Source organism: Pseudomonas mosselii, from assembly GCF_019823065.1.
GTDB lineage: Bacteria > Pseudomonadota > Gammaproteobacteria > Pseudomonadales > Pseudomonadaceae > Aquipseudomonas > Aquipseudomonas mosselii.
The window spans coordinates 4,188,134-4,214,608 of record NZ_CP081966.1 but is presented as its reverse complement, the minus strand read 5'-3'; the positions used below and the strand labels follow the sequence as shown (position 1 = coordinate 4,214,608).

The 26,475-nt window shown below is 63.6% G+C and carries 22 protein-coding genes; 9 read left to right on the top strand and 13 right to left on the bottom strand.

All coding sequences use genetic code 11. The annotated features are described in order from the left end of the window. Positions 1-7: 7 nt before the first annotated feature. The 3 genes from K5H97_RS19565 to K5H97_RS19555 form a co-directional block, all read right to left on the bottom strand. Positions 8-1,219, bottom strand: coding sequence for a nitrate/nitrite transporter (locus K5H97_RS19565; protein WP_028692943.1), 1,212 nt, complete (start codon positions 1,217-1,219; stop codon positions 8-10). 150 nt (positions 1,220-1,369) lie between these two features. Next, complete coding sequence (locus K5H97_RS19560) at positions 1,370-1,945, bottom strand: ANTAR domain-containing response regulator (protein WP_028692944.1); 576 nt, start codon at positions 1,943-1,945, stop codon at positions 1,370-1,372. A 10-nt stretch (positions 1,946-1,955) separates the two neighbouring features. Continuing rightward, complete coding sequence (locus tag K5H97_RS19555; RefSeq protein ID WP_155952735.1) at positions 1,956-3,230, bottom strand: CmpA/NrtA family ABC transporter substrate-binding protein; 1,275 nt, start codon at positions 3,228-3,230, stop codon at positions 1,956-1,958. Between the two features lie 66 nt (positions 3,231-3,296). On the opposite strand from K5H97_RS19555, the gene K5H97_RS19550 reads away from it, so the two are divergent. Continuing rightward, complete coding sequence (locus tag K5H97_RS19550) at positions 3,297-4,319, top strand: quinone-dependent dihydroorotate dehydrogenase (RefSeq protein WP_028692946.1); 1,023 nt, start codon at positions 3,297-3,299, stop codon at positions 4,317-4,319. 128 nt (positions 4,320-4,447) lie between these two features. On the opposite strand, the gene rmf is transcribed toward K5H97_RS19550, so the two are convergent. Beyond that, the gene (gene rmf, locus K5H97_RS19545) at positions 4,448-4,663 is read right to left on the bottom strand and encodes a ribosome modulation factor (RefSeq protein ID WP_003248687.1); all 216 of its coding nucleotides are present in this window, start codon (positions 4,661-4,663) and stop codon (positions 4,448-4,450) included. Between the two features lie 550 nt (positions 4,664-5,213). Between rmf and rlmKL the strand changes: the two genes are divergently transcribed. From rlmKL to K5H97_RS19530, 3 genes are all read left to right on the top strand, one after another. Continuing rightward, entirely contained in the window at positions 5,214-7,412 is a 2,199-nt protein-coding gene (rlmKL, locus tag K5H97_RS19540) for a bifunctional 23S rRNA (guanine(2069)-N(7))-methyltransferase RlmK/23S rRNA (guanine(2445)-N(2))-methyltransferase RlmL (RefSeq protein WP_028692947.1), read from the top strand. A gap of 95 nt (positions 7,413-7,507) precedes the next feature. Next, the gene (locus K5H97_RS19535; RefSeq protein WP_028692948.1) at positions 7,508-9,904 is read left to right on the top strand and encodes a sensor domain-containing diguanylate cyclase; all 2,397 of its coding nucleotides are present in this window, start codon (positions 7,508-7,510) and stop codon (positions 9,902-9,904) included. 231 nt (positions 9,905-10,135) lie between these two features. Continuing rightward, on the top strand, positions 10,136-11,383 hold the full coding sequence (locus K5H97_RS19530) for an IS256 family transposase (RefSeq protein WP_060489951.1): 1,248 nt from the start codon (positions 10,136-10,138) through the stop codon (positions 11,381-11,383). Between the two features lie 204 nt (positions 11,384-11,587). On the opposite strand, the gene dacB is transcribed toward K5H97_RS19530, so the two are convergent. Next, a complete protein-coding gene (gene dacB / locus K5H97_RS19525) occupies positions 11,588-13,051 on the bottom strand; it encodes a D-alanyl-D-alanine carboxypeptidase/D-alanyl-D-alanine endopeptidase (RefSeq protein ID WP_028692778.1) in 1,464 nt (487 codons plus the stop codon). Positions 13,052-13,237: 186 nt separating this feature from the next. On the opposite strand from dacB, the gene K5H97_RS19520 reads away from it, so the two are divergent. Next, positions 13,238-13,582 carry a YggL family protein gene (locus K5H97_RS19520; protein WP_028692777.1) on the top strand — a complete coding sequence of 115 codons (345 nt, stop codon included), beginning with the start codon at positions 13,238-13,240 and terminating at the stop codon, positions 13,580-13,582. Positions 13,583-13,612: 30 nt separating this feature from the next. Here K5H97_RS19520 and K5H97_RS19515 read toward each other — a convergent pair whose 3' ends face one another. The 6 genes from K5H97_RS19515 to K5H97_RS19490 form a co-directional block, all read right to left on the bottom strand. Beyond that, entirely contained in the window at positions 13,613-17,245 is a 3,633-nt protein-coding gene (locus K5H97_RS19515) for an ATP-binding protein (RefSeq protein ID WP_028692776.1), read from the bottom strand. Between the two features lie 7 nt (positions 17,246-17,252). Then, a complete protein-coding gene (locus K5H97_RS19510; RefSeq protein ID WP_028692775.1) occupies positions 17,253-17,873 on the bottom strand; it encodes a response regulator transcription factor in 621 nt (206 codons plus the stop codon). A 281-nt stretch (positions 17,874-18,154) separates the two neighbouring features. Then, positions 18,155-19,486, bottom strand: a complete 1,332-nt coding sequence (locus K5H97_RS19505) for a deoxyguanosinetriphosphate triphosphohydrolase (RefSeq protein ID WP_028692774.1) — start codon at positions 19,484-19,486, stop codon at positions 18,155-18,157. 78 nt (positions 19,487-19,564) lie between these two features. Continuing rightward, positions 19,565-19,894 (bottom strand): hypothetical protein, encoded by a 330-nt coding sequence (locus K5H97_RS19500; protein ID WP_028692773.1) that lies wholly within the window; start codon positions 19,892-19,894, stop codon positions 19,565-19,567. Then, complete coding sequence (locus K5H97_RS19495; RefSeq protein ID WP_028692772.1) at positions 19,891-20,265, bottom strand: phage holin family protein; 375 nt, start codon at positions 20,263-20,265, stop codon at positions 19,891-19,893. Before K5H97_RS19495 ends, K5H97_RS19500 begins: the two co-directional genes overlap by 4 nt. A gap of 9 nt (positions 20,266-20,274) precedes the next feature. Continuing rightward, positions 20,275-20,586, bottom strand: coding sequence for a DUF883 family protein (locus tag K5H97_RS19490; RefSeq protein WP_028692771.1), 312 nt, complete (start codon positions 20,584-20,586; stop codon positions 20,275-20,277). Between the two features lie 302 nt (positions 20,587-20,888). Between K5H97_RS19490 and K5H97_RS19485 the strand changes: the two genes are divergently transcribed. The 4 genes from K5H97_RS19485 to K5H97_RS19470 all read left to right on the top strand — a co-directional run bounded on the left by K5H97_RS19485 (position 20,889) and on the right by K5H97_RS19470 (position 23,717). Continuing rightward, a complete protein-coding gene (locus K5H97_RS19485) occupies positions 20,889-22,097 on the top strand; it encodes an ammonium transporter (RefSeq protein ID WP_028692770.1) in 1,209 nt (402 codons plus the stop codon). A 72-nt stretch (positions 22,098-22,169) separates the two neighbouring features. Further along, on the top strand, positions 22,170-22,406 hold the full coding sequence (locus K5H97_RS19480; RefSeq protein WP_028692769.1) for a glutaredoxin family protein: 237 nt from the start codon (positions 22,170-22,172) through the stop codon (positions 22,404-22,406). 68 nt (positions 22,407-22,474) lie between these two features. After that, positions 22,475-22,783, top strand: a complete 309-nt coding sequence (locus K5H97_RS19475) for a hypothetical protein (protein WP_028692768.1) — start codon at positions 22,475-22,477, stop codon at positions 22,781-22,783. A 49-nt stretch (positions 22,784-22,832) separates the two neighbouring features. Further along, the gene (locus tag K5H97_RS19470) at positions 22,833-23,717 is read left to right on the top strand and encodes a pseudouridine synthase (RefSeq protein WP_028692767.1); all 885 of its coding nucleotides are present in this window, start codon (positions 22,833-22,835) and stop codon (positions 23,715-23,717) included. A gap of 113 nt (positions 23,718-23,830) precedes the next feature. Here K5H97_RS19470 and K5H97_RS19465 read toward each other — a convergent pair whose 3' ends face one another. Both K5H97_RS19465 and K5H97_RS19460 read right to left on the bottom strand, forming a co-directional pair. After that, complete coding sequence (locus K5H97_RS19465) at positions 23,831-25,396, bottom strand: methyl-accepting chemotaxis protein (RefSeq protein WP_028692766.1); 1,566 nt, start codon at positions 25,394-25,396, stop codon at positions 23,831-23,833. Positions 25,397-25,596: 200 nt separating this feature from the next. Next, a complete protein-coding gene (locus K5H97_RS19460) occupies positions 25,597-26,373 on the bottom strand; it encodes a CPBP family intramembrane glutamic endopeptidase (RefSeq protein WP_028692765.1) in 777 nt (258 codons plus the stop codon). Positions 26,374-26,475 lie beyond the last annotated feature (102 nt).

The following is a 26,475-nucleotide window of genomic DNA, read 5'->3' as shown; positions in this document are numbered from 1 at the left end:
CGCGGCCTCAGACCCGCGCGGCGGTGATCGCCGCCGAGCCCCAGGTGGTGCGCCAGCGTTGCTTGACACCATGCAGGCCGACCCAGGCCAGCAGGCCGAGGCTGGCGAACAGCCACAGGCCGAGCTGGTAGTCGCCGGTATGCTGCTTGATGGTGCCCAGGCCTGCGGCAAGCAGGAAACCGCCGATGCCGCCAGCCATGCCGATCAGCCCGGTCATTACGCCGATCTCCTGACGGAAGCGCTGTGGTACCAGTTGGAACACCGCGCCGTTGGCGGCGCCCAGCCCGAGCATGGTACTGACGAACAGGGCCAGGGCCGCCGCAGCGCTGGGCAGGTTGAAGCCCACTGCGGCGATACACACGGTGGCCACGCCGTACATTGCCAGCAGGGTGCGAATTCCGCCGAAGCGGTCGGCCAGGGCACCGCCGAGGGGGCGCATCAGGCTGCCGGCGAACACGCAAGCGGCGGTGTAGTAGCCCGCGGTCACTGGGCTCAGGCCGTACTGGTCGCTGAAGTAGCCGGGCAGGGTGCTGGCCAGGCCGATGAAGCCGCCGAAGGTCACGCTGTAGAAGAACATGAACCACCAGCTGTCGCGATCACCCAATGCCTTGAGGTAGTCGGCCATTGCCTTGGGCCTTGGACGTTGCGGTGCATTGCGCGCCAGCAGGGCGAACAGGACGAGGGTCAGCAGCAAGGGCAGCAGGGCGAAGCCGAACACATTGTTCCAGCCGAAGCCCGCCGCCAGCGCCGGGGCCAGCAGCGCGGCGAACACCGTGCCGGAGTTGCCGGCGCCGGCGATGCCCATGGCCTTGCCCTGGTGCTGGGGCGGATACCATTGCGAGGCCAGCGGCAGGGATACGGCGAATGAGGCCCCGGCAAAGCCGAGGAACACGCCCAGCAGCAACGCCTGCTCGTAGCTGTGAACGCCCAGGTGCCAGGCGCAGGCCAGGGCGACGATCACGATGAACTGGCCGATCAGCCCGGCGGTCTTGGGCGACAGGCGATCGACCAGTAGCCCCATGGCAAAGCGCAGCACCGCGCCGGCCAAGATCGGCGTGGCCACCATCAGCCCCCGTTGCTGGGCGCTAAGCTGCAGGTCGGCGGCGATCTGCACCGCCAGGGGGCCGAGCAGGTACCAGACCATGAAGCTCAGGTCGAAATACAGGAAGGCGGCGAACAGCGTGGGCACATGCCCGGATTTCCAGAAGCTCGTATTCATCGAACACCTCGTTGGGCGCGGAAACGAAAAGACGCCGCTGCCCGGTCCACGGCCGTGGAAGGGCGAGCGACGTCTTTGTCGGGGGTATGGGGGCAACCGCCGTTGGCTACCGGGGCGATTTCAGCAAGAGCCGGGCCAAGTCTGCTGGCGTCAGCCCAGTATCTCCGACATCGCGATGATCTGTTCCGCCACCTGGATCAGCTTCTGCTGACGGCTCATGGCCTGGCGGCGCATCAGGGTGTAGGCGTGTTCCTCGTTGCAGTCCTTCATTTTCATCAGCAAGCCCTTGGCCTGCTCGATGCGCTTGCGCTCGGCCAACTGCTGGTCGCGGGCCAGCAATTGGGCCTTGAGCGCTTGATCGCTTTCGAAGCGGGCCATGGCCACGTCGAGGATTGGTTGCAGGCGCGTGGCCTGGATGCCCTCGACAATATAGGCGCTGACCCCGGCCTCGATCGCCTGGCGCATCACGCCGGGGTCATGCTCGTCGGTGAACAGCACGATAGGGCGCGGGCGGTCGCGGCTGACCAGCACCACCTGCTCCATCACGTCACGGCCCGGTGACTCGGTATCGATCAGCACCACGTCCGGGTGCACTGTTTCGACACAGGCGGGCAGGTCGATGCTCAGGCTGCCGGCCTCGATTACTTCGAAGCCGGCCTCGATCAGGGCAGCCTTGAGGCGGCCGACCTTTTTTTCCGTGTCGTCGATCAGCAGGATGCGCAACATGCCCGTGTCCTCAGCGACGGACGCGGGCGTCGGGCGCCGCGTCCAGGGCGTGCAAGTGGAAGCTGCGCGCATAACCATGCGGGTCGCTGCCGTCCCAGCGGCTGCCGTCGATCAGCAGGCTGCTGCGCATGGGCGGGTCGGCGCAGGGTACGCCCAGCGCCGTGGCAGCCTCGCGGTACAGCGCCAACTGCTGCACCTGGCTGGCGACTGCCAGGTAGTCCGGGTCGTCACGCAGCAGGCCCCAGCGGCGGAACTGGGTCATGAACCACATGCCGTCGGACAGGTAAGGCAGGTTGGTCCGACCCTGGTCGAACAGGCGCAGGCCGTGAGGGTCGTGCCAGCGATGGCCCAGGCCGTCCTGGTAGTCGCCGAGCAGGCGCGGCTCGATGCTGCCGACCGGGGTGTTCAGGTAGGCGCTACCACTGAGCAGTTGCGCGGTACCACGACGGTTCTCCTGACTCTGCTCGATGAAGCGCGCGGCGGCGAGTACCGACTTGATCAGTGCCCGAGCGCTGTTGGGGTACTGTTCGACGAAGCCGTGGGCACTGGCCAGGACTTTTTCCGGATGATCGGGCCAGATCGACTGGCTGGTGGCCAGGGTGAAGCCCTGCCCCCTGGCGAGGGCATCCGCTGACCAGGGTTCGCCGACACAGAAGCCGTCGATGCGCCCGGCCTGCAGGTGGGGGGCCATCTGCGCCGGCGGCACTACCACGCTGGTGACGTCGTGCAGCGGGTGGATGCCCTGGCTGGCGAGCCAATAGTACAGCCAAAGGGCATGGGTGCCGGTGGGAAAGGTCTGGGCGAAGGTCAATCGCGCACCCTGCTGGTGCACGAGCCGCGCCAGTGCCTCGGGGCTGGTCACGCCTTTGCGTTGCAGTGCAGGGGAGAGGTTGATGGCCTGGGCGTTCTGGTTCAGGCCCATGAGCACGGCCAAAGGGCTGGCAGGTACGCCGCCGATGCCCAGGTGTACTGCGTACACCAGGCCATAGAGGCAGTGGGCGGCGTCCAGCTCGCCACTGACCAGCCTGTCGCGCAGCCCGGCCCAGGAGGCTTGGCGGCGCAGGTTGAGGGTCAGGCCGAACTGCTGGGCGAAGCCCTGGGTGGCAGCGACCACCACCGAGGCGCAGTCGGTCAGGGCCATGAAGCCGATGTCCAGGCTGGGCTTTTCCGGCGCGTCGCTGCCGTTGACCCAGGCCAGGGGCGTTGTCGGGAGGGCTGTGTTCACGAAAATCCTCGGGCGATCGCGGATGGCTGCATGCAACAGTCTTAGCAACCCATGTGCCATGGCCCTGTCGCCCCGGCGGCGCGCTGGCTATAATCGCCCCCTCACACACCGCGAGTCCGCCCGCCCATGTATACCCTGGCCCGCCAGCTGCTGTTCAAGCTCTCCCCGGAAACCTCCCACGACCTCTCGCTGGACCTGATCGGCGCCGGTGGCCGCCTTGGGCTCAACGGCCTGCTGTGCAAGCAGCCGGCGGCGTTGCCGGTAACGGTGATGGGCTTGAACTTCGCCAACCCGGTTGGCCTGGCCGCCGGCCTGGACAAGAACGGCGCGGCCATCGACGGCTTTGCCCAGCTGGGCTTCGGCTTCGTCGAGATCGGCACCGTGACGCCGCGTCCGCAGCCGGGCAACCCCAAGCCACGGCTGTTCCGCCTGCCGGAGGCCACCGCCATCATCAATCGCATGGGCTTCAACAACCTGGGCGTCGATAACCTGCTGGCGCGGGTACGTGCCGCGAAGTACACCGGTGTGCTGGGCATCAACATCGGCAAGAACTTCGACACCCCGGTCGAGCGGGCCCAGGACGACTACCTGATCTGCCTGGAGAAGGTCTACAACGACGCCAGCTACATCACCGTCAACGTCAGCTCGCCGAATACCCCGGGCCTGCGTTCATTGCAGTTCGGCGACTCGCTCAAGCAACTGCTCGATGCCCTGGCCGAGCGCCGTGAGAAACTGGCACAGGCGAACGGCAAGCGCGTACCGCTGGCGATCAAGATCGCGCCGGACATGAGTGACGAGGAAACCGCCCTGGTGGCTGCGGCGCTGGTCGAATCGGGGATGGATGCGGTAATCGCCACCAATACCACCCTGGGGCGCGAGGGTGTCGAAGGCCTGCCGTATGGCGGCGAGGCCGGCGGCTTGTCGGGTGCGCCGGTGCTGGAGAAGAGTACCCACACGGTGAAGGTGCTCGCTGGTGAGCTGGGCGGCAAGCTGCCGATTATCGCTGCGGGCGGGATCACCGAGGGGCGCCATGCGGCTGAGAAGATTGCCGCAGGGGCGAGCCTGGTGCAGATCTATTCGGGCTTCATCTATAAAGGCCCGGCGCTGATCCGCGAAGCGGTGGATGCCATCGCCGCGATGCCAAGGTAGTTTCGAGGGACATTTCGCGCATTGATGCAGGACAAGGGCATAAAAAAGGGCCCCTTCAAAGGGGCCCCTGGGCCGCAGCCCGCCGCCCGGATAGGGCGCGCATGGTGACTCGAATTCAGCGTCCTCGTTCAGCCAACGGCGTGATTTTCGTTGAGTCTATGAATGCCAGCGGTGCCGGTCATGCCATCCCAGTTGTCGCCGCGACCTTCGCGCCAGCCGTTGATCCAGGCTTGGCGTACAGAGGGTAGATTGAAGGGGCAAAGTTCGCGGGATTTGCCGGTGACCCCATACTGGTAGCCACGTGAATATGCTCTTTCCAACGGATCACGCTTAAGTCTTCTCATAGGGTGTTGCCCTCACTTGTTGACTGTAATGTCCCGTCGGCCTCTCCGAGGCCGGGCAGAATCGTTCTGCCGGTGTGCGCCCGCTGCCGGCGTCGCGGGCTGGAAGTGCCGCCCCGTTGCGGTGCGGCCTGAGATCAGTTCTAACGAATGCGAGTCACAGTGTGAATGATCGATTTGTCATAAGGACGTAACCTTTCCGAGGGTGAGGGGATAAGTAAATAAATGCGACTCAACCTTGTTTGCCGTTGAGCCCGCTATGATCAGGGTTTAGTCAACCTTGACGTCAATTGGCCAGCGTTGCTGGATGATCACAGTAATATTTGGTAATGCGACGAAGGGTCACATCTGAGCCCCACGTCCACGCAATTTTCATACTGCCCGACGATCAAAGCTTCTTGCGCCACCCGGCAAAGGCGTGATCGACCGGGCGGCCAGGCTTGGCGAGCGTTTCGCCGGGCCACCCGGACGCCTGCTGGAAAGGCGTCCGGGCAAACAGCGGCAGCCGATGCGTCGGCTTGCCATTTACCTAGCCAAAGGCTCTGGATTGCACATGTCGGACCGTTTCGAACTTTACCTTACCTGCCCCAAGGGTCTTGAAGGCCTGCTCGCCGAGGAGGCCCGCCAACTGGGGTTGAATGAGGTGCGTGAGCACACCTCGGCCATTCGCGGCGATGCCGACATGGAAACCGCCTACCGCCTATGCCTCTGGTCGCGCCTGGCCAACCGCGTGTTGCTTGTGCTCAAGCGCTTCTCGATGAAAAACGCCGACGACCTGTACGACGGCGTACACGCCGTCGACTGGGCCGACCATCTGGCGGCCGATGGCACCTTGGCGGTGGAATTCAGCGGCCATGGCTCGGGCATCGACAACACCCATTTCGGCGCCCTCAAGGTCAAGGATGCGATCGTCGACAAGGTGCGCAACCGCGAAGGCCTGCGCCCGTCGGTAGAGAAGGTCGACCCGGATGTGCGCGTACACCTGCGCCTGGACCGCGGCGAGGCGATTCTGTCCCTCGACCTGTCCGGCCACAGCCTGCATCAGCGTGGCTATCGTCTGCAGCAGGGCGCTGCGCCCCTGAAGGAAAACCTGGCGGCGGCGGTGCTGATCCGCGCCGGCTGGCCACGCATCGCGGCCGAGGGCGGCGCCTTGGCCGACCCGATGTGCGGCGTGGGCACCTTCCTGGTCGAGGCGGCAATGATCGCCGCCGATATCGCCCCCAACCTCAAGCGCGAGCGCTGGGGGTTCAGCGCCTGGCTCGGCCATGTGCCGGCGCTGTGGCGCAAGGTACACGATGAGGCCCAGGCCCGTGCCCAGGCCGGCCTGGCCAAGCCAGCGCTGTGGATCCGCGGCTATGAGGCCGACCCACGACTGATCCAGCCCGGGCGCAACAACGTCGAGCGCGCGGGCCTCGGCGACTGGGTGAAAATCTACCAGGGCGAGGTGGCCAGCTTCGAACCGCGTCCGGACCAGAACCAGAAAGGCCTGGTGATCAGCAACCCGCCGTACGGCGAGCGCCTGGGCGACGAAGCCAGCCTGCTGTACCTCTATCAGAACCTCGGCGAGCGCCTGCGCCAGGCCTGCATGGGCTGGGAGGCGGCGGTGTTCACCGGTGCGCCGGAGCTGGGCAAGCGCATGGGTATCCGCAGCCACAAGCAGTATGCTTTCTGGAACGGCGCGTTGCCGTGCAAGCTGTTGCTGTTCAAGGTCCAGCCCGACCAGTTCGTCACCGGTGATCGTCGTTCGGTCCAGGCCGAGGCGACTGAGGGCGAGCCTCGTCGTCAGGCCCCGGTGGCCAGTGAGCCGGCGCGCCTGTCGGAAGGCGCGCAGATGTTCGCCAACCGCCTGCAGAAGAACTTCAAGCAACTGGGCAAATGGTCTCGCCGCGAGAAGGTCGATTGCTACCGTGTATACGACGCTGACATGCCCGAGTATGCCCTGGCGGTCGATCTGTATCACGACTGGGTGCACGTGCAAGAGTATGCGGCGCCGCGTTCGATCGATCCGGACAAGGCCCAGGCACGTCTGCTCGATGCGCTGAGCGCGATTCCACAGGCCCTCGGTGTCGATCCGCAGCGCGTGGTGCTCAAGCGCCGGGAACGCCAGACCGGCACCCGCCAATATGAGCGCCAGGCCACCGAAGGACGCTTCCAGGAGGTCAATGAGGGCGGCGTCAAGCTGCTGGTCAACCTCACCGACTACCTGGACACCGGGCTGTTCCTCGATCACCGCCCGATGCGCATGCGCATCCAGCGCGAAGCGGCGGGCAAGCGCTTCCTCAACCTGTTCTGCTACACCGCCACGGCCACCGTGCATGCAGCCAAGGGCGGCGCGCGCAGCACCACCAGCGTGGACCTGTCGAAGACCTACCTGGACTGGGCACGGCGCAACCTGTCGCTCAACGGTTTCTCCGAGCGCAACCGCCTGGAGCAGGGTGATGTCATGGCCTGGCTGGAGAATGCCCAGGACAGCTACGACCTGATTTTCATCGACCCGCCGACCTTCTCCAATTCCAAGCGCATGGAAGGGGTGTTCGACGTGCAGCGCGACCATGTGCAGCTGCTCGACCTGGCCATGGCGCGCCTGGCCCCGGGCGGTGTGCTGTACTTCTCCAACAACTTCCGCAAGTTCCAGCTCGACGAGCACCTGGCGACGCGGTACGTGGTGGAAGAGATCAGCGCCCAGACCCTGGACCCGGACTTCGCCCGAAACAACCGTATCCACCGCGCTTGGCAGCTGCGTCTGCGCTGAACCGACGAGGTACGTGGCACGCCTGCTGGCCAGTGGCTATAAATCAGGACAGGGCGGGACAATACGCAGGACGCTGACCTTGGTTGGAGTCCTCTATGTCGAACCCGGGCGTACCTGTGAAGCGGCTTGGCCTGGTCGGCGACGAGTTGTCGGCCTGGGGCGTGGCCCTGGCGGCGCTGGTCGCCGGGGCGTTGCTCACGGCGGCTCTGGCGATCGCCACCCAGACCTTCTACCAGCAGCAACTGCGCCAGCGCTTCGAGCTGCTGGCCAGCGAGCGCTACAGCCGTATCGCCGAGCGTTTCGAGGAACAGGCGCAGCGCCTGGATGGCCTGCGCCGGTTCTTCACCTATTCCACTGACATCACCCCCCGCGAGTTCGATGGCTACGCACGTCCTTTGCTGCATCGTACCCAAGCCTACTCCTGGGCACCGCGGGTAGAGGCGGCGCAGCGCGAGGACTTCGAGCGGCGCGCGAGTGCCTCGCTCGGCCAGCCTTACCAGATACGCGACCTGGACGACCACGGTGCTTGGCAGGCAGCGCCTGCGCGCGATCATTACTATCCGGTCCTGTACACCCAGGCGGCGAGCCGTCAGGCCCAGCCCTATGGTTTCGACCTGGGTGGACAGGTCCTGCGCGCCGCGACCCTGGCCCGGGCCGCGAGCCCCGGCAGCATGGCCGTGTCGGCGCCGCTGGACATGATCAATGTCCAGCCGGACTATACTCGTGGCCTGTTGATTGTCGCCCCGGTGTTCACTGATGGGGCGCCCAGGGATGAGCCTCCCCGGGGTTATGTCATGGCCTTGCTGAGTCTGCATCAGCTGATCGCCGAGAGCCTGCCGACGGTGGCCGACGACAACCTGGTGGTGCGCATTGTCGACCTGTCCACGGAGGGTGGGCACGAGTTGCTTTTTGATTCGGGGATGGCGCCAGTGCGCATGGGCTTTACCAGCAGTCACCTGCTGCATCTTGCCGATCACCACTACCAACTCGATATTCACCCCAGCCAGGGTTTTCTCGCCGCCAACCGCTCATCGGCGGTGCCGGTGGTGGCGTTGCTCGGCGGTCTGCTCAGTGTGTTGCTGGCGCTACTGCTGTACAGCCTGTTCAGTCAGCGCCAGCGCGCCCTGGGCCTGGTGGCTCGGCGCACCGCCGAGCTGCGCATCAGCGAGCAGTCATTGCGCGAAACCCACAACCAGTTGCGTAGCGTGCTCGATGCCGCGACTCAGGTGGCGATCATCGCCACCAGCCTGCGCGGAGTGATCGGTACGTTCAATGCGGGCGCCGAGCGCATGCTGGGCTATTCGGCCGGCGAAGCGCTGGGCCAATTGCGGCTGGAAGATCTGGTCTTGCCCGAAGAGTTGCACCAGCGGGCCCATGCCTTGAGCGTGCGCTTTGGTCGCGAGGTTGGCGCGGGTCAGGCGATGTTCGCCGAGACCGTGCAGGAGGGCGGCGCGGAGCCAGCGGACTGGACGCTGGTGCGCAAGGATGGCAGCCACCTGCTGGCCAATATGCTGGTAACGGCGGTGCTGGACGAGCAGGGGTTGTGGGTGGGCTACCTGGCGATCTGCATCGATGTCACCGAGCGGCGCCGGGTGCACGAGGCCTTGGCGGCCCGCGACCGGCTGCTGGAAAAGCTCAGTGCCGAGGTGCCTGGTGGGATCTACCAGTATCGCCTGAACGCCGATGGACATTCCTGTTTCCCCTACGCCAGCCAGGGCCTGCACGACATCTACGAGGTGGACCTGGCGTTGCTGCGCCAGGACGCCGCGGCGGTGTTCGAGCGCATCCATCCGGACGACCTGGAGCGAGTGCGGCGCTCGGTGCGTTACTCCGCCGAGTACCTGACGCCGTGGCGTGAGGAGTACCGGGTGTGCCTGCCACGGGCGGGGTTGCGTTGGGTGCGGGGGGAGGCAACGCCGGAGATCGGTGAGCACGGCAGCACGCTCTGGCATGGGTACCTGACCGATATCTCGGACCTCAAGCGGGTGGAGGAGGAGCTGCGGGCGTTGTCGGTGACCGATGCCCTGACTGGGATCTACAACCGGCGCTACTTCCAGGAGCGGCTGCGTAATGAACTGGATCGAGCGCAACGGGATGGGTTGGACCTGGCGGTGATCATGCTGGATATCGATCACTTCAAGCGAATCAACGATCAGTACGGGCATGCGGTGGGGGATCATGTGCTGCGCAGCCTGTGCCAACGGATCGGGCAGCGGTTGCGGCGCACTGATGTGTTTTGTCGGTTGGGGGGGGAGGAGTTCATGGTGTTGTGTCCGGGGAGCAATGCCGAGCAGGCGCGGATGTTGGCGCAGGAATTGTGGCAGGGGGTGCGGAGTGTGCCGGTGGAGGGGGTGGGGCGGGTGACGGCGAGCTTTGGTGTGGCGGGGTGGCGGGTTGGGGAGGGGGCGGATGCGTTGTTGTTGCGGGCGGATGCTGGGGTTTATGTGGCCAAGCAGGGGGGGAGGGATCGGGTTGAGGGGGAGTTGTCTTGAGTTAAGCTTGGTCTGTTGTTTGATTGTTTGTGTTGAAGGTTTTATGCGCATTCATTTTTGATGTCGACGCTTAGTCACCTTTGCGCCCTTACGGCCAGCCCTTTCAAGGTCTTGCGATTTTTGAGATATGACGTTTCCAGCTCAATATTGCCGGGGTCGCAAAGCGACCCCGGCAATTCGAGGGTGTCAGAAATTTTGTGTTCGGGCATAACATGAGTAAGAGGTGCATGTATGCCAACCAAAAAGAAACCCTTGCGTGACCTGCCCAAAATCCCCAAAGAGCTGCTGGAGCAGTTCGGTGAGGGCCTGATGACCGCAGAGGCTATCGAGGATGCCTCTGCGGCGTTCAAGAAGGCCTTGATCGAACGCGCTCTGCACGCTGAACTTGGCCACCACCTGGGTTATCCGCCGGGCGCGCAGCGCCCAGAGGATGAAACCAACCAGCGTAACGGCAAGAGTGGCAAGACGGTTTTGACCGGCGATGGCCCGCTGCGGCTGGAAATTCCTCGTGACCGAGACGGCAGTTTTGCGCCCATTCTCATCCCCAAGCATGAGCGGCGGTACACCGGTTTCGATGACAAGATCATCGCCATGTACGCCCGTGGCATGACGGTCAGAGAGATCCGAGCCTTTCTGTCCGAGCAGTATGGAACAGAGGTCTCACCCGACTTCATCAGCTCTGTGACAGACGAGGTCATGGAAGAAATTGGCGCGTGGCAGCAGCGGCCACTGGAGCCCATGTACCCGGTCATTTTCTTCGATGCACTGCGGGTGAAGATCCGCGAAGAAGGCTTGGTGCGCAACAAGGCCATTTACTTGGCGCTGGGCGTTCTACCCGACGGGACGCGCGATATCTTGGGCATCTGGATCGAGAACACCGAGGGTGCGAAGTTCTGGATGAAGGTCTTTAACGATCTCAAGACACGTGGTGTCGAGGATGTGCTGATTGCCGTGACCGATGGCCTCAAAGGCATGCCAGAGGCTCTCAGCGCCGTGTTTCCAGAGACGACGCTGCAGACGTGCATCGTGCACCTGATCCGCAACAGCCTGGACTTTGCAGCCTGGGACAAGCGGCGGGCACTGGCCAAGGCGCTCAAGCCGATCTACCAGGCCATCAACGCCGAAGCGGCTGAGCAGGCACTCGATGAGTTTGAAAACGGGCCCTGGGGCAAGCAGTATCCAACGGTCGTTGCGGCCTGGAGACGCGCCTGGGATCGAGTGATTCCCTTCTTTGTCTTCCCACCAGCCATCCGGAAAGTGATCTACACCACCAACGCCATCGAGAGTATCAATGCCCAGCTGCGCAAGATCATCAAGACCCGAGGCCATTTCCCGAACGATGATGCAGCTACCAAGCTGATCTGGCTGGGGCTGCGAAACATCACGGCGAACTGGGGCTCAGCGGCGCATGATTGGAAAAGTGCGATGAATCAATTCGCGATTTTGTACGGAGATCGGTTCATCAGGCCGACCTGGTGAAAGTCAGGGCCTGCCTGACGGCAGGCCGTTACCGGCCCGCACACAAAAAATCTGACACTTCCGGCAATTCCAAGTCGAACGCTAATTTTCAACACCTTGAAAGGGCTGGCCGTAAGGGCGAGAAGGTGACTATGCGTCACCATCGCCAATAAATGCGCTTACAACCCTCAAAACCACCACCCTGAAAGCCCAAGCCCACTCAAATCAAGGCATCACCCCAACAGTCCCATTCCCCGCCTTCGGCTGCCGGTAAAGATCCAGCAACACCTGGTCCAGCACCTGGGAAGCCCCCCAAGGCTTGGGATCATTGAGAATGGCCGCCACCGCCCAGGTGTGCCCGTTACTGTCCCGGCTGAACCCGGCAATCGCCCGCACGGTATTCAGGGTCCCGGTCTTGATGTGCCCTTCACCGGTCACGGCCGTGCGCTTGAGCCGCTTGCGCATGGTGCCGTCCATCCCTACCAGCGGCATCGAGCTGATGAACTCCGCCGCGTAAGGACTCTTCCAGGCCGCTTGCAACAGTGCCGCCATCTCTCGGGTGCTGACCCGCTCGGCACGGGACAGGCCCGAGCCGTTCTCCATCACCAGGTGCGGCGAAGTGATGCCTTTCTTGGCCATCCACTGTCGCACCACACGCTGGGCGGCACGGGCGTCGTCGCCGTCAGCGTCGGTGCGGAATTGCGCGCCAAGGCTCAGGAAAAGCTGCTGGGCCATGGTGTTGTTGCTGTACTTGTTGATATCGCGGATGACTTCGACCAAGTCCGGCGAGAAAGCGCGGGCCAACAGGCGAGCGCTCTTGGGCACGTTCTCGATGCGGTCACGGCCCTGGATGCTGCCGCCCAGCTCGTTCCAGATCGCCCGCACGGCGCCGGCCGCGTAGGTCGGGTGGTCCAGCAGTGACAGATAGGTCTGCGAGTTGCAGCCATCGGCGAGCTGGCCACTGATCGTCACGCTGACACCGTCCGGCTGGACTACCGGGTTGTAGCGCACATCGCCGGTGCACTGCTTGCCGGCCACGGCCTTGACCTGGTTGTCGATGCGGATGCTGGCGATCGGCGGCTCGACCGAGACATTGACCTTGCCACCGTCGTTGCGGGCGACGAAGCGCAGGGCTTTGAGGTTGACCAGCAAAGAGTCCGGCTTGACCAGGAACGGCTTGTTCTCGTCGCCGCCGTCGTCATCGAACTGCGGCAGGTTGGGCTGCACGAAGTGGCTACGGTCAAGGACCAGGTCGCCGGTCACGGTGCGCACACCGTTGGCGCGCAGATCGCGCATCAGCAGCCAGAGCTTCTCCATGTTCAGCTTGGGGTCGCCGCCACCCTTGAGGTACAGGTTGCCGTTGAGCACGCCATTGCTCAGGGTACCGTCTGTATAGAACTCGGTCTTCCATTGGAAGGTCGGCCCCAGCAGTTCCAGCGCGGCGTAGGTGGTGACCAGTTTCATGGTCGAGGCCGGGTTGACCGACACGTCGGCGTTGAACACGGTTGCCGTGCCCGGGCCATCCAGTGGCAGCATGACCAGGGACAGGGCAGAGTCCTGTAGCTTGTTGGTCTTGAGCGCCTGCTGCACCTTGGGTGGCAGGCTGGTGTTGACGGTGGCGGCCTGCACGGACAGCGAAAGGGGCAGGAACAGGCCGGCGAGCAGCAGTGGGCGGAGCGTCTTGATCATAAATGGACAAACCCTGCAGGCGAGGGGAAAAGACAACGGGGCTGTAGGAAGTGATGGCCCCAGGACAAAATGTAGTGCGCATTATGCCCCAAGCAGAACGTGCATGGGCTTCATTCGACGGAAAAGCGCCGTTAGGCGCCGGAAACTGGTAAAGTGCCGCGCGTAATTAATTGAGAGGATTGTTTCATGGCTACCAACCGTTCCCGTCGCCTGCGCAAGAAACTGTGCGTGGACGAATTCCAGGAGCTGGGTTTCGAACTGAACCTGGACTTCAAGGAAGACCTGTCCGATGAAGCCATTGATGCCTTCCTCGACGCTTTCCTGGCTGAAGCCATGGATGCCAACGGCCTGGACTACGTCGGCGGTGACGACTTCGGCCTGGTCTGCAAGGCTACCCGCGGTTCGGTCAGCGAAGAACAGCGCGCCGCTGTCGAAGCCTGGCTGAAAGGCCGCAGCGAACTGACCAAGATCGAAGTCAGCCCGCTGCTGGACGCCTGGTACCCGGAAAAACCGGTCAATCCGGCTTCCTGATCAATAAGGGCGGTACGGCCTGTACCACCCTTATTTGGCTTCGGCCAGGCGCTCCCGCTGCCTGGCCAGGGCCTTCTCCACGCGGCGCATGTGCCGCGCCAGCACCTGGCGACGCCTTTTCAGTTCTGCCTGTGACAAGTTCGTCTCCTCCAGCGCTTCACACGCTTCGATCAATGCCTGCGCATCCAGCATTCGCCCCGCGCTGAGGATCTTGTGTGCCTGTAGCGACAGCTCGGCACCTTCACGTTGCGGATCTATGGCCATCAGAATTTTCAGGTCCTGGCGCAGGCTCAGAAGCAAAGTGTCGAGAATGCGGTCGCGATCGGCGAGGTTGTCGCCGACGATCACGGACAGGCCTTCAAGGTCGAAGCGTGGGGGCGGGGCAGACTTGCCGTGGTCCTGTCGGGGGATCCGTGCAATGCCCTTCAGGCGTTGCCCCAGCACTTGCAGGCCGATGGGTTTGAGCAGGCAGTCGTCCATGCCGGCGTCGAGACACTGCTGACGCACCTCGGGCTGGGCATTGGCGGTGTAGCCCAGGATGGTACAGCGTGGCCGATCCTGCAGGCGCTCTTCCATGCGCACAGCTCTGGCCAGCTGGTAGCCATTCATCTGCGGCATGTTGCAATCGACGATGAGTACATCGAAGCAGCCCTCGCGCCATTTGCGCAACCCTTCGCATCCCTCTTCGGCACTTTCCTGGCTCAACCCCAGGTAGTTCAGTTGCTGGGCCATCAACAGCAGGTTGGCCGGGTGGTCGTCTACCACCAGGATGTTCAACTGCTGCTCGGGTTGCAGGATGTCCGTGGCGAGTCGCGGCAGGACCGCTACTGATTCGACACATTGCAAGGGCATCACCAAGCGCACGCGGGTACCGACACCCTGCAGGCTCTGCAGGGTGAGCTCGCCGCCCATCATCGCGCACAGATCGCGGCTGATGACCAGCCCGAGCCCGGTGCCGGCTCGGGCACCGACGCTATGGGGGTTGGCTTGCACGAAGGGAGAGAACAGGCGCGGCAGGTCTTGCTCGTGGATCCCGATACCGCTGTCACGGACTTCGAGGTCGAGCGTCGGCAAGTCTTGCTCGCAGTCGTTGCGCACCCTGGCGGTGATGCGCACCTGTCCTTGTTCGGTGAACTTGATCGCATTGCTCACCAGGTTCGACAGCACCTGCTTGAAACGCAGCGGGTCAAGCATCGCATGGCAGCGTGCCTCGCTGGCGATCACGATGTCCAGTACCAGGCCCTTGTGTCGGGCCAGGCCATCGAACACACGTCCTACCGACTCGATCAGGGCCGCGAGGTCTACAGGTTCGGGGGCCAGGGACATTTGTCCTGACTCGATACGGGCGATGTCCAGGATGTCGCCGATCAGCCCCAGCAGGTCACTGGCCGAATGATGGGCGACCTCCAGCGCCGGGCGGTCCAGCTTGCCCTGATCGGCATGTCTAAGGGCCAGCTCAAGCATGCCGATGAGTGCGTTCATCGGAGTACGGATCTCATGGCTGATGGTGGCCAGGAAAGTGCTCTTGGCTCGGTTGGCATCATCGGCCTGCTGCTTGGCCAGGCGCAGGTCCTGGACCAGGTTGCGGCGTTCGCTGATGTCGATCCAGCCACCGATGATGCCTTGCATTTCGCCCAGCGAATCGCGGTAGGGCAGGATCCAGTGATAGATCGTCAGGTCGCGGTCCTTCAGGCGCAGCGGGCGGTCGAGAATCAACGGCTTACCCTGCGCCATTACCCGCTGGTAGTCGTCCTGGACTTGGAGTGTGTAGTCGCAGTCGCTGTAGGGCGCATCCTCCAGGCGTTTGCCCAGAACCTGCTCGAGGTCGGCGCCGACCGCCTGCAGGTAGCTGTCGTTGCAGCTTTGCAGGCGTCCTTCACGATCGCGTACATACATCGGATGAGGCGTGCCGTTGAGCAACGCGCCCATGAACTCCAACTGGTCGTTCAGCGCCCGCTCGGCCCGCTGGCGCTGTTTGATCTGGCGGCGCAGCCGGGCATTCCATACCAGTGCGAGCACCAACAGGACGGCAATCACCCCCACCACCTGCAGGATTACCCGACGGTAGTTGCGCCAGTAGGCGTCGTCCTGCAGGCCGTGGTCCCGCCAGCGACTGTTGATCACGCCCAGTTCCTCCGGCGAAATGCTCAGCAATGCTTTGTCGAGTATTGCACCCAGTTCGCTGGCGTCAGCGGCGGTCGCCATGGAGAACGCCGCTGGCTCCGTGCCCACGGTGCTGCGGATGACCAGATCGTTGCTGGTAGCGAGCATGTGGTTGGCATCGATCAGGGTGGCGATCGCCGCATCCACCGCGCCGCTGCCGAGCAGCACCATGGAGTAGTAGGTGCTTTCGGTGGCGACCTGGTGGATGCCTGGGTGGCGTGTCGTCAGCAGGGTGGCCACCGTGCTGTCGCGAGGCACGGCGACACGCTTGCCCTTGAGTTGCTTCAGGCTGCTGGGTTGGTCGTTGCCGGTGTGGCTGACCAGCACATAGGCGCTTTCCAGGTAGGGGCGGCTGACCTGCAGTGGATTGACCCGACGGGCATCGGTGGAGAGGCTGGCGATGATGTCGGCACGACCAGACTCAAGCTGGTCGATCATGTCGCCATCGCCACTCGCGCGACGAATCTCGAAGCGCAGGCCGGTACGCAGGCGGATCAGTTCGAGCAGGTCGGCGACAATGCCTCGCAGGCGGTCATTGTTGTCGAAGAATGTCAGGGGGGCTGCAGTATCGTTGACCACCACCCGCATGATCGGGTGCTCGCTCAGCCACTTTTCCTCGCGTACCGATAGCTGTAGCTTGCGGTCAGTCAGCAGGCTGCCGCTGCTGGCACTCCAGCGCTTGAAGATGTCGTTGCGGGTGGCGTTGGGCTGGGCGTCGAGCGCGGCGTCCACCAGGGACTGAAGGATGCGCGCGTCCTCGCGCATGGCAAAACTGAAGCCCACGGCTTCGTGCTTACCGAAGTTGGCCATGCGCAGGTGCGGCAGGTGGCCCTGACTGATCAGGTAATGAGTAGAGATGGTGTCACCGATGAACACGTCGGCCTGCTCGAAGGCCACGGCATTCAGTGCCTGTGTGGACGACTCGAAGGTAAGTAACTCGGCCTTTGGATAGTTGGCGCGGATCTCCCCGGGCGGCAGGTAGTGATACAGCATGCTCAGGCGCATGCCTGCGAGACCGGTGTCCAGCGCCCGGGTTTCATCCTCGCGGGTTACCAGCACCGGTTGGTCAATGGCGTAGGGGAGCGACAATGCAAGACCCTGGGTCACCGCCTCATAGCCGTTGGCGCTACCCAGCAGGTCGATATGGCCGCTTTTCAGTGCGGCGACCGCGGCCGGCCGGCTGGGAAAACGCTGCACCCGGACCGGCAGGCCCAAGGCGCTGCCGACCAGGCCGGCGTAGTCGGCGGTCAGTCCTTGGTACTCGCGCCCACCGGTTGCAATGTCGAATGGTGGGTAGTCGGGAGCCGAGGTACCCAGTACCAGTTCCTGGCGCTCTGCGAGCCATTCGCGCTGGGCGGGTGTCAGGGACGGCTGGACGGAAGCAGGCGCCGAGCGGCTGAGCAGGGTATAGGTCCGGCCCGTGTCGACGGTCACGCCGGCGCCTTGCAGTGGCGTACCCAGCCCGAGGCAGAGCAGCGATGTAACGATACACCTCCACATCATGACCTCAGACCAGCGCGTTGCGCTTGGCGACGTCGATCAACTCCACCAATGTGCTGGCGCGCAACTTGTGCATCAGGCGTTTCTTGTAGGTGCTGACAGTCTTGTTGCTGAGGAACATGCCCTTGGCGATCTCCTTGTTGCTGCGTCCCTGAGCAAATAGTTGCAAGACCATGAGTTCCCGGTCGTTGACTTGGCGAAACAGCTCCAGCTCCTGGTTGCTACCTGTTGGAGGTGGATTGAGCGCCTGGCTGGGAAAATAGTTATATCCCGACAGTACGGCCTTGATGGCGCTGAGCAATTCACTGAGGTCTTCCTGTTTGCACACATACCCGGCAGCGCCGGAATGCATGCAGCGCACGGCGAACAGGGCCGGTGCTTGGGCGGTCAGTACCAGAACCTTCAGCGGAATGGCCATGGCCTGCAGGCGCGAAAGCATTTCCAGACCGTCCAGCTTGGGGATGCTGATGTCGAGGATAACCAGATCGGGCGGGGTTTCACGGATAATCTGCATGGCGTCCACGCCATTGTCCGATTCACCGACTACCTTGTATCCCTGGTTTTCCAGCAACATCCGTATTGCCAGGCGTATGACGGGATGGTCATCAACTATAAAGACTGAGTGCATATTCAACATTCCATGCTGCGCGTGAAGGCAGCCGGCACATTAGCTCAGTTGAATGTCGACGGGCAGGGAAGTGGTTGCCAAATCGGGGATATAGGAATTTACTTACAGCACTTACGAAGCATTGCTACGAGTGATGTGGATGTTGGTAGGGATTTATCAGGATTTGATCGTTTTTGTCGGTGTTGTTGGTGGACGTGTTTAATATCAAGCGATATTGCGTGGGAAATTTCACGCATATTAAACGTCGGTGGCAAACAGACGCCTGCCACCTCGTCCCGTCATTACTTCGGACTTGAGCGCCCGGTCATTTCCAGCGCCATTTCGCTGGCGTAGCTGTCGGTCATCCCGGCGATGAAGTCGATCATGCGCAGGAAGGCGCTGTGCAGCGAACCGTGAGGGTCGGGAGCGTTGTTGCCGATCAGGTCCAGAACCCGCCGGCTCTTGAATGACGGAACGCGGCCGCCATGCTGTTCCAGCGCCGCGCCACAGAAGGTGTTGAGCAGGATCTCCAGGGTCGTGTACGCTCCGATCTCGTGAAGGGTCTTGCGTTTGTCCTGGAATATTTTCTTGCGTGCCATGTCCTTGGCCTGCAGCACGCAGCGTTGCGCCGGCCCGTGCATGTGCTCGACCAGGTCGCCCGTCAGCCGGCCAACGAGCAGGGCCTGCTGCTGTTCGACGAAGGCCTGGGCGGCGGCGTTGGTCAGGTGCTCGATGGCTTTGCCGCGCAGGATCGCCAACTTTCGCCTGCGCGATTCACCGGGCCCCAGCAGGCGATAGGTTTCCGGTAGATCGTCGCCCACCAGGTCCAGCAGCAGAGCCTCGACCTCTGCGTACTGCAGCAAGTCCATCTCCAGCCCGTCCTCGAGGTCGATCAGGGCGTAGCAGATGTCGTCCGCGGCCTCCATCAGATACACCAGCGGGTGACGGGCCCAGCGTTGGTGCTCTAGCTGCGGCAGGCCGAGCTTGCCGGCGATCTGCTCGAGCAGCCCCAGTTCGCTCTGGTAACAGCCGAACTTGTGCTTCTTATAGCCCAAGGCATCCGCGTGACGTGCCGCCCATGGGTACTTGAGGTAGGCGCCAAGGGTGGCGTAGGTAAGGCGCATGCCACCGTCAAACTGGTGGTATTCGAGCTGGGTGAGCACGCGAAAGCCCTGGGCGTTGCCTTCGAAGTTGAGAAAGTCGGCGCGCTGGTCGTCACTCATGTCGTCCAGCCAGCCACGCCCGGCCGCCTGCTGGAACCAGTGACGGATGGCGTCCTCGCCGGAGTGGCCGAACGGCGGGTTGCCGATGTCATGGGCCAGGCAGGCCGACTGCACGATCATTCCCAGATCGCTCGGCTCGCACCAGGCCGGCAGTTGCTCGCGCAGGGTCTCGCCGACGCGCATGCCTAGCGAGCGACCGACGCAGCTGACCTCCAGGGAGTGGGTCAGGCGTGTGTGGATGTGATCGTTGCTGGATACCGGGTGCACCTGGGTCTTGCGCCCCAGGCGACGGAACGCGCCAGAGAAGGTGATGCGGTCGTGATCTTTGTGGAACGGGCTGCGGCCAAGCTCCTCGGGGCTGTAAAGAGCTTTGCCCAGTCGTTCGCGGGTTAGCAGGGTGTGCCAGTCCAAGGCGTGTTCTCCCATCGTAGAGTCGGGATAGCTTCCTGCGTCCGGCGCGCCCGTGCAAGCGTCGGGCGCACCTTGGCTTCAGGGGCGGCGGCTGTTACCGAGGAACAGGCGGATCAGTGGAACCAGGCTGGTGCCCACCCGAATCAAGCGCGTCAGGTTGCCGCTGCGCACGCCCTTGCCGGTGAGAAAACCCAGGGCAACGACGGCGCCGATGCCCCACAGTGAGCCATGCTTGACCCCAAGGCCCTCGCCGAACGAGTTGCCCATCCCGCGCAGGCGGCGGACGGGTTCAAGCAACTGGCCGGACTCGTGGCGGATTTCCTGGCGGTGCATTTCCATGCGCAGGCGCAGCAGCGCCTTGCGCAGCTCGCGCGGGTTACGGGTATTGGGCAGTTCGGGCAGACTCATGGCAGCAGGCGCTCCCGATCTTTGGCCAACTCCTGGAGGGTGGCGTTGAACGGCGAGGACTCATCGAACACCGCGGCCTTAAGACGCAGGCCGCAGTATAGCGCGGCGACCCCGTAGAACACGCACAGGCCGATGATCCCGGCCAGGCGATAGCTGTCCCACAGCAGCACCAGCAGCAGGCCCGACAGCGCGGTCAGCAGCAGCAGGGCGAACACCAAGGCCAGGCCCGCGAACAACAGCAGGCTGAGGGTGCGGGCCTTTTGCTCCTGCAACTCGATGCCGAACAGCTCGATATGGCTGTGCAGCAGACCCAATATGGCCGCGCCCAGGCGCCGACCGGAGGCGCCCGTGCCGATGGCGTCGTTATCCATGCCGGCTCCTCAGCGCTTGGCCAGCAGGCCGATCAGCAGGCCGACGCCGGCGGCGATGCCAATGGCCTGCCACGGGTTCTCCTGTACGTACTGTTCGGCGTTGCCAAGAGCCGCTTGGCCGCGGGCACGCACCGAATCCTGGGTCAGTTGCAGGGTCTCGCGGGCCTGCACCAGGCGTTCGTGGATCTGCTCGCGCAGTTCGTCAGCCTGGTCGCCGGCCAGGTTGGCGGTGTCGGCGAGCAGCTTCTCGGTGTCGCGGACCAAGGCCTGGAAGTCAGCCATCAATATTTCCTGTGCAGTCTTTGCCGATTTGCTGGCCATGGAGGGGCCTCCCTGTGAATGTGTACTGGCTATTTCGAGTGATCGGTGCCGCGGAAGGTTCAGCGGAATATGTTGGTACAGCGCTTGCTAAAAAGCGGTGCGTGTCCGCCAAGACTTGCGCCGAAACCATGCGCCAGCGCTGCGGATACCGCTAAACCTTAACTCAATCCACGACAAACCCAAGAAAAAACCACGCAGGTTCCGCCCGGTTCACCGAAACAGGGCAGGGGCCTGGCACCGATCCGGTGCACGGATGCCGGTTCTTGAACTGTCCTGGTGCCTTTTTGCAGGTCTGCCACTTCATGGAAAACATGCACAGCGCGATGGACTCACTGGTCCATGGCTCCAACACCTTGTTCATCCTCATGGGCGCGATCCTGGTCCTGGCCATGCACGCGGGGTTCGCCTTTCTCGAGGTTGGCACGGTGCGGCACAAGAACCAGGTCAACGCCTTGTCGAAGATCATCAGCGACTTCGCCATCTCGGCTCTGGTGTATTTCTTCATCGGTTACTGGGTCGCATACGGCGTGAGTTTCCTGCAGCCGGCGGCGACCCTGGCCAACGATCACGGCTATGCCCTGGTCAAGTGCTTCTTCCTGCTGACCTTTGCCGCAGCCATTCCGGCGATCATCTCCGGCGGTATCGCCGAGCGCGCCCGCTTCGCGCCGCAACTATGCGCGACGGCATTGATCGTGGCGTTCATTTACCCGTTGTTCGAAGGCGTGGTGTGGAATGGCAACTTCGGCTTGCAAGCCTGGTTGCAGGCGCGTTTCGGTGCGCCGTTCCATGATTTCGCCGGTTCCGTGGTGGTGCACGCCATGGGTGGCTGGTTGGCGCTGGCGGCGGTGCTGCTGCTCGGTGCGCGGCGGGGCCGCTACCGCGACGGGCGCCTGGTGGCGTTCGCGCCGTCGAGTATTCCATTTCTGGCGCTGGGTTCGTGGATCTTGATCATCGGCTGGTTCGGCTTCAACGTCATGAGTGCGCAGACCCTGCAGGGGGTGAGTGGGTTGGTGGCAATCAACTCGCTGATGGCGATGGTTGGCGGCACGTTGTCGGCCTTGTTGGCCGGGCGCAACGATCCGGGCTTCCTGCACAACGGCCCGTTGGCAGGCCTGGTGGCGGTGTGCGCGGGGTCCGACCTGATGCACCCGGTGGGCGCGCTGGTCACCGGGCTGGTGGCCGGTGGACTGTTCGTCTGGTGCTTCACCGCCGCGCAGAATCGCTGGAAGATCGACGACGTGCTGGGGGTGTGGCCATTGCATGGCCTGTGCGGCGTGTGGGGTGGCATCGCCTGCGGTGTGTTCGGCCAGGCAGCCCTGGGTGGGTTGGGCGGCGTCAGCCTGGTCAGCCAGCTGCTGGGAAGCCTGGCGGGCGTGCTGGTGGCGCTGGCCGGGGGTTTTGCCGTGTATGGCCTGATCAAGGCGCTGCATGGCCTGCGCCTGAGTCACGAAGAGGAGTTCCAGGGGGCGGACCTGGCCGTGCACAGGATCGGCGCCACTAGTCAGGATTGAGCCAGGTCAGGTGCGCGCCGGCGGGCTCGGACCTAGAATGAGCATCCATTCATGCGAATTACGGATGTCTGCATGCTCCCTGAAACCCAGTTGTTCGGCACCGTGGGGTGCCACCTGTGCGAAGTGGCCGAGGCCGTGCTGATGCCTCTCGTCGAGCACGGTCTGCTGGTCGAGCTGGTCGATATCGCCGACAGCGAGGCACTGTTCGAACGCTACGGGCTGAGCATCCCGGTGCTACGCCGTTGCGACACCGGTGCCGAGCTGGGCTGGCCGTTCGATGCCGAGCAGGTGGTGGCCTTCCTCGGCTGAGTCGCACATTGACGAGCAGGGGTCTCGCTCCGTATGCTGTATATAAATACAGTATTCGAGGTGAAGCCATGCTCAATGTCGAGCAACTCAAGTACAGCATCAATCACATGGCTCCCGAGCGTGTGTACGAGGCCGTGCTGGAACTGCGCCTCGACGGCATCGTCACCGACGAGCGCACGCCGTTCGGCAAGGTGCATTTCAATACCTGCTTCGCCGAGATCGAGGCGCTGTTCCAGCGCGCTGGCTTCCACCGTCCGCTGGACGTGGTGGGCTACCAGGGCCTGAGCTACGCCCTCTACGATCCGGGGCGCTGGGACGCGGTACAAGTGTTGCGCTGGCTCAAGGCGCGCTGCGAGCCGGTCAGCGAGGCTGGTTGAGGGGCGCGAGCTGGGGGATAATGCCTGCCCCGCAGAACCGAGCCCGACGATGACCACGCCTTTCGACCCCTCCCGCCAGCAAGCCAGTACAGTATGCCTGCCTCCGGGCCTCTGGACGACTGTGCTTGACTGTCTGTGTGATCATTTCAAGGGCGTCGACCGTGAGCAATGGCTCGACCGCTTCGCCCGTGGTCGGGTGTTGAATGCCGACGGCCAGCCCATTGCGGCGGATACGCGCTACCGGCAAGGCATGCGCCTGCACTATTTCCGTGAAGTACCCAATGAAAAAGTGATCCCGGTGCAGGAAGAGATCCTGCATGTCGACGAGCACCTGGTGGTGGCGGACAAGCCGCACTTCTTGCCGGTCACCCCCACCGGCGAGTACGTCGAACAGACGCTGCTGCGCCGGCTCATCCGGCGCCTGGACAACCCGCACCTGGTGCCGCTGCACCGCATCGACCGACACACCGCCGGGTTGGTGCTGTTTTCCGCCAACCCGCAAAGCCGTGGCGTCTATCAGCGTCTGTTTCCCGAGCGGCGTATCGACAAGCACTACCAGGCCATCGCCGCGGCCATGCCGCAGCATGACTACCCGCTGGTGCACCGCAGCCGCCTGGTGCATGGCGAGCCGTTCTTTCGCATGCATGAAGTGGAAGGGGCCGATAACAGTGAAACTCATGCCTGTGTGCTGGAGAAAAACGGCGAGCTGTGGCGCTATGGCCTGTCACCGGTCACCGGCAAGACCCACCAGTTGCGGGTGCACATGGCGGCGCTGGGCGCGGGGATCTGCAACGATCCGTTCTATCCGCAGCTGGTCAACGAGCAGGATGATTACGCACGGCCACTCAAGCTGCTGGCCCACAGCCTGTGCTTCGAGGATCCGTTGACGGGTGAGGTGCGGTATTTCGAGAGCCGGCTGACGCTCGACTGGTAGAAACATCGCCGGCAAGCTCGCTCCCACAGGTACGGCGCAGGTCTGGAAATCGGTGCGGCCGGTGTGGGAGCGGGCTTGCCGGCGATGCGCCGCGTAAGCGGCGCTCTGTGGACTCAGCGGTTGAAGCGTTCCACCAGCGAGTACTGGGTACCCGCGGTGCTGGTCAGTTCTTCGCTGAGCAGCGCCGAGCGCTGGGCCTGGCCGGAGGTCTGGTCGGCCAGGTCGGCGATGGTGCTGATGTTGCGGCTGATCTCCTCGGCCACCGCGCTCTGCTCTTCGGTGGCGGCGGCGATCTGGGTCGCCATGTCGGTGATGTTGGCCACGGCCTCGCTGATGCCTACCAACGCCTGGTCGGCCTCCATCACCCGCTCGACACCTTCCTGGGCCTGGCGGTGGCCGGTCTCCATGGTCTGCACCGCGTTGTTGGCGGTCTGTTGCAGCTTGGCGATCAGGGTGTGGATCTGCCCGGTGGATTCGGCGGTGCGCTGGGCCAACTGACGGACCTCGTCGGCGACCACGGCAAAGCCGCGGCCCATCTCGCCGGCGCGTGCCGCTTCGATGGCGGCGTTGAGCGCCAGCAGGTTGGTCTGGTCGGCGATGCCCTTGATCACATCGACCACGCCGCCGATCTCGTCGCTGTCCTTGGCCAGCTGGGTGACGGTCAGCCCGGTCTCGCCCACGGCGGCGGACAGCCGCTCGATGGCGTCACGGGTTTCGCCGGCGATGTTACGGCCCTGGCTGGTCAGGCGATTGGCTTCCTGGGTGGCGTCAGCGGTGCGCTGGACATGGTTGGCCACTTCCTGGGTGGTGGCGGCCATCTGGTTGACGGCGGCGGCGACCTGCTCGGTTTCCACCCGCTGGCGCTCCAGGCCCGAGGAACTCTGGTGGGCCAAGGCGTCGGACTGGCGTGCCTGGTCGCTGAGCTGCTCGGCGCTGTCCTGCAGGCGGGTCAGGCAGGTCTTCATCCGTGCGTCCTGGCTGAGCATGGCCATTTCCAGGCGTGCCTGGACACCGCGGCTGTCGGTGTACATCTGCGCGATCAGCGGATCGGAAGTGGTCTGTTCGGCCAGGCGCAGCAAGCGCTTGAGGCCGCGCTGCTGCCAGCTCAGGCCGAGCAGGCCGAGCGGCACCGACAGGCCGGCGGCCAGGGCGAAGCCCCAGGAGTGACCGAGCCAGTTGCCGATCAGGAAGCCGATCTGGCTGACCAGGATGAACGGCAGCCAGTCCTGTAGCACCGGCAGCCACTTGTCGCGTTTCGGGATGGCCGAGCGGCCCTGGTTGATGCGCTGGTACAGCGCCTCGGCGCGACGGATCTGCTCGGCGGTGGGCTTGACCCGCACCGACTCATAACCAATTACCTGGTTGTTGTCGAAGATCGGCGTGACGTAGGCATTCACCCAGTAATGGTCACCCGACTTGCAGCGGTTCTTGACGATGCCCATCCACGGCAGGCCTTGCTTGAGGGTCTGCCACATGTGGGCGAACACGGCCGGCGGCACATCGGGATGGCGCACAAGGTTGTGCGGCGCGCCCATCAATTCCTCGCGGGTGAAACCGCTGATCTCGATGAAGGCATCGTTGCAGTAGGTGATCACGCCCTTGGCGTTGGTGGTGGAGATCAACCGCTGCTGGGCAGGGAAAGTCCGTTCTCTCTGGGTAATCGGCTGGTTGTTACGCATTGGCTGTTCAATCCGCAAGGCTTTCGACGGGTATCGGCAAGCCTCTGGTTTTATTGAATGAATATTTAACTGGCTTGATCTGGGGCAAGGTGCCATCAGTGCCGCTGAGCTAATGCAGCCCACCTGATCGCAGCCGTTGCCGCCAATATTGCAGTTTTCTTTATAAATGATGACGAATAGGTCTGATCATGACCGATTGTTCAATGCGGGGCCAGCATCGGGTAGCTGAAAGCGGCGAAGTGCGCCAGGTTGACGCAGGTGTGGCAGAGCACCGCCGTCGCCAACCCACCATGGCGATAGGCCAGACCATACCCCACTCCGGCCAGGGTCGCCAGGTAGAACCATTGCCAGCCACCGGCCAGGTGCGCAAGGCCGAACAACAGCGCGGCCACCAGCAATGCCAGCCCCTCGTGCCTGAACAGACGTTGCAGGCCGCCCTGGATGTAGCCACGGAACAGCAGTTCCTCGGTCAGGCTTACCAGTAGCAGGTTGTTCAGCAGCCACAGCCAGGCCTGGTCGGGCCATTTCGGTGCCCAGGCCACCATGCCCAGGGCCCAGGCGCCGCCCAGGCAGGCGAGCAGGGTCAGGGGCAGGGTCAGCGCCAGGCCCGGCAACAGGCCGCGTGGGCGCAGCATGATCAGCCACGGGCAGGCCAGCAGCAACCACAGGCCGATCAGGGGCTTGTCGAGGTTGAGGTACAGGGAGAAGGGCACGGCGCCGTCGCTGAGCACGGCCTTGTCGATCACCTTGGCGCTGTGGAAGCCGGGTAGCCAGTGCAAGGCCAGGGCGATGGCCAGGAGGATGAACAACAGGTGGCCGAGGCTTTGTTGCCAGCGTACCGGACGTCGAGCGAGCAGGGCACTGCACAGCAGGGCGAGCAAGGCGGGCAGGGCAGCGAGACCGAGGCTGCCGTAGGTCAGGGCGATCGCATAGCCGAGGGCGAGCAGGATCAGGGCGATCCAATGGGGAAGAGGCATGACATTTCCTTAGTGCCGGTGAATCCGAGGAGGGTAGGACTCCTCGTTTGGCCGTCAGGACACCTGAAATCAGCCACGCGGGGCAAGCCCCCACATTGCGTG